This window comes from Sedimentibacter hydroxybenzoicus DSM 7310, assembly GCF_013403245.1.
In the GTDB taxonomy this organism is placed as follows: domain Bacteria; phylum Bacillota; class Clostridia; order Tissierellales; family Sedimentibacteraceae; genus Sedimentibacter; species Sedimentibacter hydroxybenzoicus.
In genome coordinates this window covers 1-14,572 of record NZ_JACBNQ010000003.1, presented here as the reverse complement: position 1 = coordinate 14,572, position 14,572 = coordinate 1, and the positions used below count along the sequence as shown (strand labels likewise).

General features: G+C 33.0%; 17 protein-coding genes. 2 read left to right on the top strand and 15 right to left on the bottom strand.

Annotation, left to right across the window (positions count from 1 at the left end):
* Positions 1-135: 135 nt before the first annotated feature.
* The 9 genes from HZF24_RS04890 to HZF24_RS04850 all read right to left on the bottom strand — a co-directional run bounded on the left by HZF24_RS04890 (position 136) and on the right by HZF24_RS04850 (position 8,211).
* On the bottom strand, positions 136-2,103 hold the full coding sequence (locus HZF24_RS04890) for a TRAP transporter permease (RefSeq protein ID WP_322790720.1): 1,968 nt from the start codon (positions 2,101-2,103) through the stop codon (positions 136-138).
* Positions 2,104-2,116: 13 nt separating this feature from the next.
* Entirely contained in the window at positions 2,117-2,641 is a 525-nt protein-coding gene (locus tag HZF24_RS04885; protein ID WP_179237169.1) for a DUF1850 domain-containing protein, read from the bottom strand.
* A gap of 26 nt (positions 2,642-2,667) precedes the next feature.
* Positions 2,668-3,666: a TAXI family TRAP transporter solute-binding subunit gene (locus HZF24_RS04880; RefSeq protein WP_179237168.1), complete on the bottom strand. Its 999-nt coding sequence runs from the start codon at positions 3,664-3,666 to the stop codon at positions 2,668-2,670.
* A 108-nt stretch (positions 3,667-3,774) separates the two neighbouring features.
* A complete protein-coding gene (locus tag HZF24_RS04875) occupies positions 3,775-4,608 on the bottom strand; it encodes a response regulator (RefSeq protein WP_179237167.1) in 834 nt (277 codons plus the stop codon).
* The gene (locus HZF24_RS04870) at positions 4,589-5,869 is read right to left on the bottom strand and encodes a sensor histidine kinase (protein WP_179237166.1); all 1,281 of its coding nucleotides are present in this window, start codon (positions 5,867-5,869) and stop codon (positions 4,589-4,591) included. Before HZF24_RS04870 ends, HZF24_RS04875 begins: the two co-directional genes overlap by 20 nt.
* 217 nt (positions 5,870-6,086) lie before the next feature.
* On the bottom strand, positions 6,087-6,692 hold the full coding sequence (locus HZF24_RS04865) for a stalk domain-containing protein (protein ID WP_179237165.1): 606 nt from the start codon (positions 6,690-6,692) through the stop codon (positions 6,087-6,089).
* Between the two features lie 16 nt (positions 6,693-6,708).
* The gene (locus HZF24_RS04860; RefSeq protein WP_179237164.1) at positions 6,709-6,900 is read right to left on the bottom strand and encodes a hypothetical protein; all 192 of its coding nucleotides are present in this window, start codon (positions 6,898-6,900) and stop codon (positions 6,709-6,711) included.
* Positions 6,901-6,911: 11 nt separating this feature from the next.
* Positions 6,912-7,511, bottom strand: a complete 600-nt coding sequence (locus HZF24_RS04855; protein WP_179237163.1) for an HAD family hydrolase — start codon at positions 7,509-7,511, stop codon at positions 6,912-6,914.
* Positions 7,512-7,533: 22 nt separating this feature from the next.
* Complete coding sequence (locus HZF24_RS04850; RefSeq protein ID WP_179237162.1) at positions 7,534-8,211, bottom strand: hypothetical protein; 678 nt, start codon at positions 8,209-8,211, stop codon at positions 7,534-7,536.
* 409 nt (positions 8,212-8,620) lie between these two features.
* Here HZF24_RS04850 and HZF24_RS04845 point away from each other — a divergent pair, with 409 nt between their 5' ends.
* Together HZF24_RS04845 and HZF24_RS04840 are read left to right on the top strand one after the other, a co-directional pair.
* Positions 8,621-8,995 carry a BlaI/MecI/CopY family transcriptional regulator gene (locus HZF24_RS04845; RefSeq protein ID WP_179237161.1) on the top strand — a complete coding sequence of 125 codons (375 nt, stop codon included), beginning with the start codon at positions 8,621-8,623 and terminating at the stop codon, positions 8,993-8,995.
* Positions 8,996-8,997: 2 nt separating this feature from the next.
* Entirely contained in the window at positions 8,998-10,788 is a 1,791-nt protein-coding gene (locus tag HZF24_RS04840) for a M56 family metallopeptidase (RefSeq protein WP_179237160.1), read from the top strand.
* Positions 10,789-10,894: 106 nt separating this feature from the next.
* On the opposite strand, the gene HZF24_RS04835 is transcribed toward HZF24_RS04840, so the two are convergent.
* From HZF24_RS04835 to HZF24_RS04810, 6 genes are all read right to left on the bottom strand, one after another.
* Complete coding sequence (locus tag HZF24_RS04835; RefSeq protein WP_179237159.1) at positions 10,895-11,479, bottom strand: hypothetical protein; 585 nt, start codon at positions 11,477-11,479, stop codon at positions 10,895-10,897.
* A gap of 297 nt (positions 11,480-11,776) precedes the next feature.
* Positions 11,777-11,917, bottom strand: a complete 141-nt coding sequence (locus HZF24_RS04830) for a hypothetical protein (protein WP_179237158.1) — start codon at positions 11,915-11,917, stop codon at positions 11,777-11,779.
* A 107-nt stretch (positions 11,918-12,024) separates the two neighbouring features.
* A complete protein-coding gene (locus HZF24_RS04825; RefSeq protein WP_179237157.1) occupies positions 12,025-12,324 on the bottom strand; it encodes a hypothetical protein in 300 nt (99 codons plus the stop codon).
* 131 nt (positions 12,325-12,455) lie between these two features.
* Positions 12,456-12,806 carry a hypothetical protein gene (locus HZF24_RS04820; RefSeq protein ID WP_179237156.1) on the bottom strand — a complete coding sequence of 117 codons (351 nt, stop codon included), beginning with the start codon at positions 12,804-12,806 and terminating at the stop codon, positions 12,456-12,458.
* Between the two features lie 142 nt (positions 12,807-12,948).
* Complete coding sequence (locus HZF24_RS04815; RefSeq protein ID WP_179237155.1) at positions 12,949-13,980, bottom strand: hypothetical protein; 1,032 nt, start codon at positions 13,978-13,980, stop codon at positions 12,949-12,951.
* A gap of 264 nt (positions 13,981-14,244) precedes the next feature.
* A complete protein-coding gene (locus HZF24_RS04810; RefSeq protein WP_179237154.1) occupies positions 14,245-14,427 on the bottom strand; it encodes a hypothetical protein in 183 nt (60 codons plus the stop codon).
* Positions 14,428-14,572: the final 145 nt, after the last annotated feature.

Below are 14,572 nucleotides of genomic sequence, written 5' to 3'. Positions count from 1 at the left end.
TTGCAAGAGTATCTATGTTACTCTTGTCCCTCCCGGCATATAAAAACGGGTGGAAAGTAATTAACTCTACTTCTTAAAAAAATTATGCACAAAAATAAAGCCGCTGAAAATTCAACGACTTTATTTTTGTAAAGTTTAAGTTGTACTGCTTAAAATTTTTTGTTCTTTTCTCTTCTGCATAATATATGCCAAAGCTACGAGCACTACACCTATAGCAACAAAATGAACCTTTGTTAAAACTAGGAGTATTCCGCCTGCTACAAACAATGCTTTTTCAATAATTGACATATGAGTTTTGAAAAAGCCTGTTAATGCAATTGCTATGCATGTAATTCCAACAAGAGCAGTAACTATGTCAAATACAAGCAGCAATGGTGTTGTATTTATCATAAGTATACGTGGGCTGTGAACAAATATATATGGTATCAGGAAAGCAGCTATTGCCAGGCGAGTTGCTTGTACACCGGTTCTCATAGGTTCCGATTTTGCAATGCCTGATGCTGCAACTGCCGCAAGACAAACAGGAGGTGTAACATCTGCTATAATACCAAAGTAGAAAACAAACATGTGCGCAGGAATCACACCAACACCCAGCATCAGCAGCGCAGGAGCCGCTATGGTTGATGTAATTACATAGTTAGCCGTAGTAGGCACACCTATTCCCAAAATCAAAGATGTTATCATTGTAAAGAACAATGTAAGGAACAGATTGCCATTTGCCATACCTACAATTACTGAACCCATCTTCAATCCTAAACCTGTCTGAGTTACCACACCGATTATTATTCCGGCACAAGCACACGCTGCCACAACGGTGAGCGCACTTTTTGCACCTTTAATCAGTCCATCTACAATATCATTAAACGACATTCTCGTATCTTTTTTAAACGCTGAGCATATAAGTGTTGTAACAATCGCTCCAAGTGCTGCCCTTATGGGTGAAAACCCTTGTATCAACAAATACATAACTGAAATTATCGGTATTATGAGATGTCCTCTGGTTTTCATTACATGACTTATTTTAGGAATTTGATCCTTAGACATCCCCGTCAAATTTAACTTCTTTGCCTCAAAATGCACACCCACCCATACACCGAAGTAATACAAAAGAGCAGGTACTGCAGCTGCTTTGATTATTGTAAAGTAAGGAGTGTTTGTTATTTCCGCCATAAGGAATGCCGCAGCACCCATAATTGGAGGCATGAGCTGTCCTCCTGTGGAAGCGGTAGCTTCAACTGCTCCTGAAAATTCATTCTTGTAACCCAATCTTTTCATCATTGGTATGGTAAAGCTTCCTGTCCCAACAACATTGGCTACAGAACTTCCCGACAATGTTCCCATGCATCCGCTGGATATGACTGCAACTTTAGCAGGTCCTCCGGGAGAGCTTCCCGAAATAGAGTTCGCAAGATTTATAAAAAATTCCCCCATCCCGGTTTTCTCTAAATATGCACCGAACAGCAGGAACATAAAAATAAACGTGGATGAAACGCCTATAGGCAATCCCATAATTCCTTCTGTAGTGAAGAATATATGCTGTGCGAAGTTATTAAGACTCACCCCTCTGTGAGCAAGTTTGCCTGGAATATATGGTCCCAAAAAAGCGTATGCTATAAATAAAACAGAAATAATAACCATAGGAAGTCCGATTACCCTTCGTGCTGCTTCCAACACCAAGAATACCGCCATCAACCCTACTACCATGTCAGTAGTGGTAATTCTACCGGCTCTATAAACAAGGTCCTTATAAAATACAACAACATAAAAGCATACGATCACTGCAATCAAAGCCGTAATTACATCCAATGGATGTAGTTTATCCTTCGACCATTTTTTGCTGGCCGGATAAAGTAAAAAAATCAGAGATAATCCAAAAGCAAGATGAATCGACCTCAGTATCATGGGTTCCATACCTAAAAATATAGCCGTGTACAATTGAAATAGCGAGAAGCCTAAAAGAATGATTGAAATGATTTTATTAAGATTTCCTGAAAAAACCCTGAAATCAGATCCTTTATCATACTTTCTGAGAATCTTATCAACTTCTTCCTTGCTTACTTCTTCTATATCTTCAACAATATCATTGTTTATTTTCTCAGTCACATTTTTTCCTCCTTTATGAATATTGATTAGTTAATATAAGCATTAAATATTTAATAGTGGAAACATCATGTGCATAAACAGTGATTGAACAATTTTCTTCTTTTAAAATATCCATAAGCTCATATTTCATATCGCCTATTTGGAGCCAATGCTCCGGAATAGGCGATATGATCATATTTATTTCTTCATAATCATCATTTTTATAAAGAATGAATTTATCGTCTTTAATTTCAAAATCATCCATGTCTGCCAGAAACGGCAGTCCAACTCCAAAAGATTCATACACTGTCTTTTCCATCACAATTTTGTTATTCTCATTGATATGAAAAAATTCTTCTGCAGGAGTTTTCATAACCGAATGCATGTACCCTAATGAAAAAGAATTGTCTTTAAGGTAAAATTCTGTCTTTTGTCCTGTTGTATTGTTCTTTATCACAAGTAATTTGTGTCCTTTGGAGCCAATCGCTCCCATAATGTAAACCGCTATTGCAGCAAAGAACAATGCAATAATTATAAATTCAATCTTTATTTTTTTCAAACTGATTCATTCCCTTTTGTTTTATGTTATTGTTCATCAAAGTATCTTTGAGCTCCGGGATGCAATGTTATTCCAATTCCGTCAAGTGCGGTATCTTTAGTTATATCTTTTCCAACATTATGAGCAGCAGTAATTCTGTCACTGTTTTCATATATTGATTTAACCATATTGTATGCCAATTCCTCATCAAGATTATCATTTACTGCAAGCATTGCTCTTACAGATAATGACTTAACATCTTCAGTCTGTCCCTTGTATGTTGCTGCCGGAATTATAAATTCCGTATAGAATGGGTATGTTGACATAAGATTTTCAGCAACTTTGCCGTCTATTGGAACAACGAACACATCATTTTGAGTTGACAAGTCAACTATTGCCGCTGTAGGTACACCTGCAACCAAGAAAGCCGCATCAAGCTGCTTATCCTTAAGTCCTGTTGAAGCTTCAGCGAATGACAGGAATTTAGGATTAATATCATTTTCAAAATCAAGTCCCGCTGCTGCTATAATTTGTCTTGCGTTAGCTTCAACTCCGCTTCCTATAGCTCCTACAGCAACTCTCTTACCCTTTAAATCAGCAACTGTTTTTATGCTTTTGTCAGTGGTTACCAACTGCAGAGGCTCACTGTACAATGTACATAACCCTCTTATATTTGGATAAGGTTCTCCTTCAAACAAAACGGTACCTGTTTCGGCATAGGAAGCAATATCATTTTGTATGATTACTACCTCAACTTCGCCTTCCTTTAACAAGTTAACGTTTGCTACAGATGCACCTGTACTTGTTGCAGTTGCATTAATTCCGGAAATATCATTATTCCAAATTTCAGCAAATGCACCACCCAGCGGGAAGTATGTACCGGCTGTACCGCCCGTTCCGATATTTATGAATACCTGTCCGGATGATTTTGGTGTTTCTTCCCCTGAATCTGAATCAGTGTTAGTTTCTGTTCCACACCCTGTAAGACCCATCACTAAAAAAACTACTAATAACAAGCTCAAAAAAATTGATACTCTTTTTTTCATTTTATTCTCCTCCATATTTTTTTAATGTTACTTTAAACTATTATATAGACAAACATCAAAAAAATACAAAAATAACCATAAAAAATACAAACCTTTTCCCAAATTTAACTAACTATTTACTATTAAACCATCTATAAATTTCTTAATATTTATTTTACCTCCAAATTTATTTTTACCTCTTATTCTGTCCATCTGAGCCTTAACATCTTCAAAGTTAAAGAGACTGTTAGAGTACATAATAAATATGTCGTTCATATAATCCTCTATCCCCAGATGGGCAAGATTTGTCAAGCCTTTAGAAACAGCACGCCTTATTCTCTGCTCCATATTACTGGAATTGGGACTGAGCTGTTTGCATAAATCCTTGATATTTAAATCAGACATATTTCGGTTATTCACAATCAGGTAGTTGCATATTGCTAATATTTCCTTTTCGCCTTTTTCACCGGACATTCCCAGTCTGTTAAGTATAAGCTGAATTTTTTTAATTCTGGTCTCAGAAGGTATGTTAACCACATTTGTGCTGCTGCTATCCTTATATATTAAATTTTGTATATTGTTAAGCGTTTTCCTGTAATTGATTTTTTCTGTAATATTCCTTATAACCGTACTCACCTCAATAACATTTATAGGCTTATTTATAAAAAAATCTATTCCTTCCAGATACGCTTTGCTAATCATACTTTTGGAAGACACCTGAGATATCATTATGAAGGAAGGCTTATCATTTTTATCCTTAAATTCTTTTGCGAGAGAAATTCCGTCTCTTTCAGGCATCAATAAATCTACCAAAACAATGTCCGGTTCGAGGGTCGCAATTTCAGCCAATCCCTTGTTTCCATCCAGCTCATATCCGCATACGGTTCCCAAATCGTTATCTTCTATTATATTTTCAAGCATTTTTACAACCGTAATATCATCATCAATAATGTATATTTTCATTTTTCCCCTCCATATTTAAAATAGGTATTTTAATGGTAAATTCTGTTCCCAAATTAATTTTTGATGTTACAGCTATTGTTCCCTTGAAATGACCCTCCACTAAATTTTTTACATGATAAAGCCCAATGCCTCTGTTTACATCCCCTGTATTGTAATCAAATTTGGTGGAAAATCCCGGATTATAAATATACTTCAAATTTTCCTGAGATATTCCTTCGCCACTGTCACTTACGATAAAAATATGATTTTTTTTATCATGTTTATGATAAATTTTTATATAATTATTTTTTTTAGAGAAATCCATGGATTCCATTGAGTTATTAACAAGATTCCTTAATATAGACATCAGTTGAAAATGATTCTTGGTAGAAAAGTTAGCACTATATTTAAAGTCAAGATATAAATTTTCATTTTCATCGGATCTGTATACGCTTTTCTTAAGTATGTAAAATATATCTTTTATGCTCATTTCCGATAGCTGAAGATCTTCTGTCAGTGTGCTTTCCAGTCCCTTTATTACAAGTATATAATCTTTTTTTATTTCATGAATATCCTTTGTAATATTTAAAGAAAGATCTTTAATATAATCATCCTGCCCGGATTGTAAGAGATTTTCGTACATTGTATACGAATTGGTCATAATATGTTCAATTGCATCAGAATTTTTTTTCATGAGATATATTTCACTTTTTAAATCAGAAATAAGTAAAATTAAATTTTGGTACCTTACCTCATGCTCCTCTCTGGTCAACAATATTCTGTAGTTTAGTATGATTGCAAGAATCACCACAGCCAAAAAAGCCCTTGTGGCGGCTATTAAAAACAATATACCTAAATCTCTGTAATTTACGGTATTATTAGATATCACTATCCTTACAAATACTTCAATAATGTTAGATGAAAAATCACATGTCAATATGAAAAAAAACATTCTGGGCAATGACTTGTTTGGTATTCGCTTATTTAAACTAAATATTATTCCGTATATTACATAAAAAAGAGAGCCGGGAAAAACTGTATAAAATGCCTGCACAAAGCCTACTCCTCTTATTGAAAGGACAAAAATCCTTACAATAAACACTATTAGTGCTGTCAAAACAGATGTGTGCATGCTGCTTATATCATCGTACATAATGAGAAAAACCGGAAGAATTATAACTGCCGTCGATATTCTGAATCCATCAATTGCAAAGTTTAAATAAAATTGTGAAGTAGCTGTAATAACAACAGCAAAAGCTAACATTCTTTGCTTCTTTTTCATTAATCTCTCCCTGCTTAATATAATAGTTTGTATTATTATATAATAATTAAAGACCGTTAACAAATATTTTTTGCAGTATTAACTCTCATGTCACAACTGTAACTGCCCTTATAATAAACGGAATCCGAGTTCTTGTTAAATAAACATAGAAAAAGAAGGTAATTAACAGTTGATTACCTTCTTTTAAATTCAACAATAATTTATTTTTTAGATTTTATTATTCGCTGAAGGCTGCTGTCCTTGTATCATCATCCCACTCAACCTTAATATCAAGAATTTCTGCCAGCTTTCTCACAGGCAAAAATGTCCTGTCGTTTTTAATCAATGGTACTGCGTTTTCGAAATATACTGTATCTCCATCAACCGATATCTCTGGTTTTCCTATATATAAAATAATTGTTTTACTGTCTCTCGTCAGTGTAATTTTTTCTTCACTCTCTTCCCATTCAACTTCAAAACCGAATGCATCGGCAATAGCCCTTAAAGGAATCATTGTGCTTCCATCTTCAATAAACGGGTCTGCCCCTGACCCTGCTACAGTGTGCAGATATTTTCCGTTTACAAGAACAAGTACTCGATTTTTTATTGCTTCTTCATAATCTGGAAGTGTTAATTCGGTTTTTTCACCATTTTCATTTATGATTCCTATTTTTCCGGGAGTACCGTCCTCATTCGGTGTTGCGTACGCCGGAATGGGCAACGCATCCGACCAAAAGAAATATTCGGTTCTTTCTTCCTCCGCATAAGCGGTATACATTCCTGTTCCTGCAAATACGGCAGTTGCCACTAAAGCCGTAATTGCAATAAATCTTTTAATATTCATGCTCAAAAATCTCCTTTTAATTTTCGAATTTAATCGTTCTGCCGTTGATTTCAATTGATAAAACAGAATTAAGATCAACAGGTTTTTCTGTTTCATAAAAAGCTTCGAAGTTATAACCCGAATTCTCCTCTCTATCCTCCAAATAACCGTATGAAGAGAAAGATGTAGTTATTTCCTCATGGGATGTATTTATTTTTACATCAAACATTACAGGTATTTTCACAATGTATTAATAAAAGCTTCCGGCTCATTTACAGTCCCAAAACCATATTTAGCATGAATAAAAGGTATACCTGCATACCTGGCTGCGTCATAATCCCCCTGTGTATCTCCGATATAGACTGCTTTGTCTAATTTATTTCTTTCGATGATAAGCTTAATATTTTCACCCTTGGATAGCTTCGTCCTGCCATGATTCTCGCAGTCACTGAAATAATTATCTAATTTATGATACTTTAAAAATGTTTCTATATAATTCTCCTGACAGTTGCTTACTATATATAAATTATATTTCTTAAGCAACACTTTAAGTGTGTTTTCCAAATTGGGATATAAACTGCCGCCTTTTTTCTCCAAATATATTAACTCGTTTATACAGCATTCCTCTATTATTTCCAATGCCCTGTCTTTATCAACTTCACTCAATATAATTGAAGCTATTTCCTTAATTGTTTTTCCCATGAGTTTTTTGCTTTCTTCTATAGTTAATGAATAATTAATTTCAGAAATATTTCTCAATACTTCGTTCCATGATTCAACAACCGGTTCGACAGAATCCCATAACGTTCCGTCCAAATCAAATATTATGCCTTCTTTCATATATGCTCCTGAATTTTAGTATCTATTCAATATCAGTAAAATGATATAATCCATCTTCTCTCAATTGTAACATATAGCTTGTATTATTTACACTTATAAGAACATTGCTTCCATCATTTTCTATACTTTCAAAATAAATATGCCCACTATCGTAATATAAGGATTCAATAAATTGAAATCCATCAGGTATTTCAGCATTACTTATAATCGGCTTATATTCTATACCCTTTTCATTTATTGCTATGCCGAAAATATTGATACCGGTAATATTTGAAAATTTATAATCTGTTACATACATACTGTATAAGTTATCATTTAGTTTAATAACCTCGTCAATTCTTATACTGCCGTTGCTGTCTATAATTTCTATTATATCGTTATACATAACTATATGATAACTGCCTTTTCCGCTGTTACCATAAAACTCAGGATTTTCTACATATTCTATAATCCTGAAGCCATCTATATCATAAATCTTAAATCTCTTCGATAAATTCATTATATCCTCGGTGGAGATTTCACGATTTTCAGCTAAATATTCTGTAAAAGAATTCATTATGTCAATACTTTCTGTGGTATTAATATCTCCTGCTTCCCATTTATCAAATATGGCATTTAAACTATTATCCATTTTTATTTTTAATAATAAGACTGATAAAAGGATTACAAGTATTGTCGTAGCAATATACACTCTTTTCATAATACAAACCCATCCACTGTGCCAAATTATTATATATTGTTAAAAAACCTCGTCATATTTTATTTTACAACAGTCCGGAAATTTATACAACCTTACATACTTAATTATTTATTTTTTGCACCATTTTTATAATTCCATTACGTATATCTACAGACCTCTAGTAATTTTCATAGTCATTAGTGATTATCGTATCTTCAATATATTGAATACACAGTTATACTTAAGTATCCTCCCGATTGAATTATTATCTCCGGGATATGATATATTTCTCCATTTCTTTACTTCAGCATTGTCTGAAATGAAAAAGGATAAAGGGAGCAAATTTTTCGAAAATAATATTGACAAATTGAATCTACAAGTGTAGACTGTAATCAATCTACGATTGTAGATTCAATTTGCGGAGGTATTTATGAAAAGAGATAAGATTAGCATTACTGAGGCAGAGCTTGAAATTATGAATGTTCTTTGGGCATCTGGTGAACCTATGACAGCACAGCAGGTTTCTGACACCTTACATGGTAAGGATTGGAAATATTCGACCATTGCAACACTTTTTTCAAGAATGGTAGATAAGGGAACCGTTACATATGAAAAACGGGGCAGATTTTTTTACTACACTCCTTCCATTAATGAAAAGGAATACAAGACACATGAAACTAAAAACTTCATCAGCAATCTATATAACGGTTCAGTGAAAAATCTTGTGGCTTCCCTATTTGAGAGCAAGCAGATGTCGGCTGAAGATATAGATGAAATAAAAAAACTCTTTGAATTGGAGGAATAGTCATGATGTCACAGATTTTCACCTCCGTGCTTCTCATGTCTGCAGTAGGAAGCGTTTTGATTCTTGTTTTGCTTATGCTGAAGCCCTTTACAAAAAAAGTTTTTGGAAGTCATTGGCAGTACTACATTTGGCTTGCTGTCTTGATTGTTATGATTATACCACTAAGAATTCAGCTTCCATCTGCTCCTGTAGAAATATCACCGGAAGAATTATCTATACCTGAGCTGCAGACCAATGAAGTACAGATTGTTGAACAAGAACCTGTCGAAGCCTCAAATGGACAAAATATGAACACTGTAGAAACACCGTTCAAATTATCGGATACAATAAAAGGTGTTCACGCAGGACATTATAATATAATAATTTACATATGGGCTACGGGGGCAGCGTTATTCTTTATGTATGGATTATTCAAATATGGCTTGTTTGTGAATATACTCAGAAGAAGCTCTGTTAAAATCTCATGTCCGGAAATGACTAAGGCTTTAAAGGAAACGCAAATGAAAAATAAAGTCAATGTATATGTAACTGACTTTATTGATGCTCCAATGATGGTTGGTTTGTTCAGAACCTCAATGTGGCTGCCAAATCATGCTCTCAGCGAAAAGGAATTTCACTACATACTCATGCATGAGCTTACACACCTGAAACGTCACGACCTTTTGTACAAATGGTTTGCCCTTGCAGTAAGCTCAATACACTGGTTCAATCCGTTGGCACACTTTGCGGTAAAGCAAATAAATGAAGAATGTGAAATTTCCTGTGACCTTGCCGTTACAACCACAATGAACAATGAAGATAAAAACGGATATATGAACACAATTTTAAATTTTATATCTGCAAACAAGGTAAGGGAGCAAATATTTACTACAGCCATGGCAAATGATAAAAATCAAATTATCCGTAGGTTTGATATGATAAGAGAATCAAGCAAAAAAAGTAAAATTATAATTACTGTTTCGATAATAACTGCATTATTTATATTGTCTATAGCTATGATGTCTAGCGGGATATTAAATGCTAAAAACATAATCCCCACAAACGAGCCTGACGGAAACAGAACAAACATAGTCTTAATCGGATACGTTACCGGGCAAAAGCATGCAGACACAATAATGCTGTTTTCCCTTGATAATAAAAACAAGGATATTTCAATACTTAGTATTCCCAGCTACACGCAGATTGGAAATACAGGCGGCTTACAGAGTCGTATAAGCACCATATATGTCTCTGAGGGTGAGAATGCTGTAATTGACGCAATTCAAAGCTTTCTTGATATTCCTGTAAATTATTATGTAAAGCTTGATACCGATAGCTTAAAAAATGTTGTAGATATTATGGAGGGCGTGGAATACAACGTTCCAATTAAAATGGTGTATGATGACCCTTATCAGAACCTACACATAAATCTAGAAAAGGGTGTGCAAAAGATGGATGGAAGTAAGATAGAACAGCTTCTAAGATTCAGAAACAATAATACACCAACTGTCCCTATTGGGCACATAGAAAGGGATCTTCTCCATCAGGATTTTATAGCTAAGCTTATACGTCAGAAGCTTGTAAATATGGATGTTTCAAATATGACTAAACTTGCACTGGCAATTTTAAATAATGTTGAAACAAATTTTCCTGCCACTGAAGTGCCTGCATATGTAAGTATATGGAAAGATGCAAATTTCAACGATATAAAAACATTCAGCCTGCCGGGAGAGAATGTTTTCGACAGGGGTATAAATAATTTTATAGTTGATCATGATGGATTAAGCAGTCTTGCAGAGCAATATTTGAAATAAAAACAATAAGCCGATTACATTCAGAGTAACCGGCTTATTTTATAGGATGTACAAACCATTCTGCAATTTTATCTATATATGGATGTCACAGGGATGAGGTATGTATTTAATTATTTATTTCTGTCAACATTTCATTTATTGTTTTAGAGTCGTTCTTCTTTATGAAATTAACCTTGTATCTGCCTTTTTCGTCTTGTGCCATTCCCACTATGCCTGTACATTCTCCCGATGCCTCAGCATCGTCTTTTATAAACTTCAGCTTTATGGTGTACATATATTCATGTTCCTCTGTTTCATTCAGCCTAATATTTTCAATTCTTACATATATGTTGTTTTCATAAGCCAATTTATCCATATAAGTAATAAGTCCTAAAGAAAACAATTTATCAAGACCATCTTTCGTAACAAAAGGAGCGTACTTATCAATATATTGTCCGTATATTTCTTTGGCTTCTTCATCGCTGAATTGAGTTATTCCGGATAAGTCAGAGTTTGCCATCTTCTCTTTTATAATTTCATTACGTATATCTGCAAACCTCTCGTAATTTTCATAGTCATTAACTTCATACATACTCTTAAGGAAAGATGTCACCGTTTCTTTTTTATCATCCTTACTGCAGCCGACTATTACCGTCATAACTGTCAAAACAGCAGTTACTAAAAATATCATCTTTATTTTCTTGTTTTGCATTTTTTTCACTCCCTGATTGACAGATTGACACATATTTAGTAATTTATTTATTGATTTTTAAGTATAGATATGTTATTATTTACATAAGATATAAATAGGTAGCAAGCCAAAGTTGGCTGACCTGTAAAATACAACTTAATTTAAGCCGTAATTACTCTGTGTCCGCAGGGTAATTACTTTTTTTTGCACCTATTTATACTTATATTTTACCATATTTTTCATATTTTTACAAGATTGAAATTTAATATTATTGATTTTACAATGTTTTACTTAATTTCTTTACAGTAAACAAAATAATTAGTTAGTTTCTAACATATTTTTTATATCAGTTATATATGTTATTTTAACTATTTCTTCAGTATTTATATATTTGCTCATTACCCTACCAATTGTTGTCAGAATAATAAGCATTATTAATCTTTTTCTATTAAGCCGCATAAGCAATCTCCACGACCAAAACTCTATAGTATTTTATTTGTCTAACAAATAAGAACGAAAAAGGAACAATTTTTTAATTATTTTATAATATCGGAACATGCCACCTTTCATTGAGTTATATTCTCTTTCCGCTTAGCAATTCTTGCCTTAGCATAGTAGCTTGTGCTGCCCATGAAGAATCCCCATAACAAGCCTATACCCATATGAGCCGATAATGGCATATTTTTTAATGTATCATCTAAAAATAAATAACGAGACACATAAGAAAGTAACACAAGGACAGGGCTTAAGTATTTTCCAAATATAGTGAGCGCTTTACTCTCTTTTGCCATATAAGGTCTTGACAATAGTTTTTCAGCTATAAAAATGCCATTTATAACGCAAGATATTTCAGCAATATAGTACATTTGCAGCCTCCTTTGAAAATTATCTGTATAACCAATACCATTTCTCTAATTTATATTCTTATATATATAACAAATAAGAAATAAATAAGGGGACATTTTTTTCAATTGTTTTAAAAACGTCGGGAATAGTATCAGTTTACTGTTTCATCAAAATTCCTGACAGCATGCCTATAGCTTAATAGAGATGCAATCATATATAAGACATAGCCTACAACAATAAAATATTCATTATAACGGTTTCCATAAAATAGAAGTGTAAATATTATTATGTTTAAAATTGTATTCTCTTTTTCTCTTGCAAATTTATATTTTTTTCTTATAACATAAAATATCAATTCTGATAAAATAAGAACTATAAAAAATATAGTTATAGGTAATATTCTGTCTACATGTGTTACTATATCTAAATATATAAAAAATGAAATTAAACCTACAAGTATAGTGTTTATTAATGTCTTCCAAAAAATAAACTGTTTATACATAGTAATTACCTCCTTACAAAAATTATACTATATTAAAGCATAATATCCAATATGTAACAATGACCAATTAAGAACCGTCTCCTTTAGACCTATTCTAAGTCTAGTAACCCCGTCCCCTATAACCCCTACGGATGAGTGTTTATCATGGTCCCAAAAGAACCGTCCCATCTGGGTTAATGGAATAATTAATTTCACTTTGGATAATAACACAGTATGGTTCTGGTGCATCTATTATTCTAACAATATGAAACCTACTCTTTGATAATTCACTTTCTGACAAAGGCGTAGGCATAATATAAACTGGTAATTTGCCTGTTTCATCCACTAACCATCCTTTTTGATATAAATCTACATTAGCCGGGTATCCGTGATAAAATGCACTTGGATTTATATCATCATCATTGATGCATAGGTTTTCAAGATATCCTGATATGAGAAAATCACCGGATGGTGTAGAATTTAAAATATCAACTTCTGATACAGTATATACTTCTTCTTGATTCTTATATAATTTAATTTTTCCTTGAGTTTTATAATCAAATGCCAGTGCCACCGGATCAAAGAAAGTCATACTGTGAGGTATATATTGATCAAAAGCAGAATGCCATGTAAACTCCACATGACAAAAAATATCATTTTGCCTTCCCCACCAATTAATACTATTTAGATTTTGACCATTTTTTGTGTAGTTATTAAAATATGTCATACATTCTTCTCCCAAACTTTCAGTTGCATCTTGCTCAAGAAGAAGCTCTCCTGCTAATGACCATATTAATGGTAAGTCTTCATTTCGGAACCTATCGTATTGCTCTTGAGTTATAGAATCTTCCATTGGTGAAAATTTGTACCAAAATGAGAAATCGCCATATTTGCCTGTACTGTAGTTAAGATTTAATATGCATACAATTAAATTCCTATGGTAGCTAATGCGATGAATAGCCATTAAATCATTATCTACTTTTTGTGATTGAAAACTCGACATAAATTCTCCAATCCCCCAATTCAAGTTCACCTTTCGCATTACCATCAAAAGCTCTTCTTCGTTGGGTGGGAAAGTATAGTTTTCAATAAAAGAAAGATACTCTTCTTCAGTAATATTAGTTTCAGTCCCACAAGCAGAGCATATACAAGTTAAAATTATAATAAAAAACAGCAGTTTTTTCACATATTTCACTCTCCATTCTCCAATGCGCTAATAATAACTTTTATATTGCGGGAATAACGATTATAGTGTCCTCATCATTTAACAATGTATGAAACAAATATACCGGTTGAAAAAATCCTTTGGAATCAAGCATGTAATCTAATATTACTTCAGCTATAAAAATTGTATTAACATTGTTTGATAAATTGTTTAGCTTAAATTTCCCCGTTTTTAATTTTTCATAAGCCTCTACTTCACTAATAATTTCTATATCTTTTATTTTCTTATAAGTAACTAAATTATTCGATATATATTTAATTTCTCCATCATTGTAATCCTTGTATTAAAGGAATTCCAAGCTTCTATATATGTACTTAAAAAGTGTAAATTTACACCTCTATAAGCACCTATGCCTCTGTTTAAGAATGTAACTCCTATAACCATACAAATATATCCTATGAATATTACAACAATCATTATTTGTCTTTTATTAATCTTTTTACTTCCGCCTATTATTTTTTATAGACTATAAAATAACCAATACATGCAGGCTGCCTTATTTCTATATAATTGGTTTTGTGATGTTGGATTACTTACATTATTCAATATTTTTCCTTCCGGA

What these genes read in the sequence shown, in the direction of transcription:
- HZF24_RS04880 (WP_179237168.1), bottom strand. Translation starts at nt 3,666, where the DNA reads ATGAAAAAAAGAGTATCAATTTTTTTGAGCTTGTTATTAGTAGTTTTT.
- HZF24_RS04875 (WP_179237167.1), bottom strand. Translation starts at nt 4,608, where the DNA reads ATGAAAATATACATTATTGATGATGATATTACGGTTGTAAAAATGCTT.
- HZF24_RS04870 (WP_179237166.1), bottom strand. Translation starts at nt 5,869, where the DNA reads ATGAAAAAGAAGCAAAGAATGTTAGCTTTTGCTGTTGTTATTACAGCT.
- HZF24_RS04865 (WP_179237165.1), bottom strand. Translation starts at nt 6,692, where the DNA reads ATGAATATTAAAAGATTTATTGCAATTACGGCTTTAGTGGCAACTGCC.
- HZF24_RS04860 (WP_179237164.1), bottom strand. Translation starts at nt 6,900, where the DNA reads ATGTTTGATGTAAAAATAAATACATCCCATGAGGAAATAACTACATCT.
- HZF24_RS04855 (WP_179237163.1), bottom strand. Translation starts at nt 7,511, where the DNA reads ATGAAAGAAGGCATAATATTTGATTTGGACGGAACGTTATGGGATTCT.
- HZF24_RS04850 (WP_179237162.1), bottom strand. Translation starts at nt 8,211, where the DNA reads ATGAAAAGAGTGTATATTGCTACGACAATACTTGTAATCCTTTTATCA.
- HZF24_RS04845 (WP_179237161.1), top strand. Translation starts at nt 8,621, where the DNA reads ATGAAAAGAGATAAGATTAGCATTACTGAGGCAGAGCTTGAAATTATG.
- HZF24_RS04840 (WP_179237160.1), top strand. Translation starts at nt 8,998, where the DNA reads ATGATGTCACAGATTTTCACCTCCGTGCTTCTCATGTCTGCAGTAGGA.
- HZF24_RS04835 (WP_179237159.1), bottom strand. Translation starts at nt 11,479, where the DNA reads ATGCAAAACAAGAAAATAAAGATGATATTTTTAGTAACTGCTGTTTTG.
- HZF24_RS04830 (WP_179237158.1), bottom strand. Translation starts at nt 11,917, where the DNA reads ATGCGGCTTAATAGAAAAAGATTAATAATGCTTATTATTCTGACAACA.
- HZF24_RS04825 (WP_179237157.1), bottom strand. Translation starts at nt 12,324, where the DNA reads ATGTACTATATTGCTGAAATATCTTGCGTTATAAATGGCATTTTTATA.
- HZF24_RS04820 (WP_179237156.1), bottom strand. Translation starts at nt 12,806, where the DNA reads ATGTATAAACAGTTTATTTTTTGGAAGACATTAATAAACACTATACTT.
- HZF24_RS04810 (WP_179237154.1), bottom strand. Translation starts at nt 14,427, where the DNA reads ATGATTGTTGTAATATTCATAGGATATATTTGTATGGTTATAGGAGTT.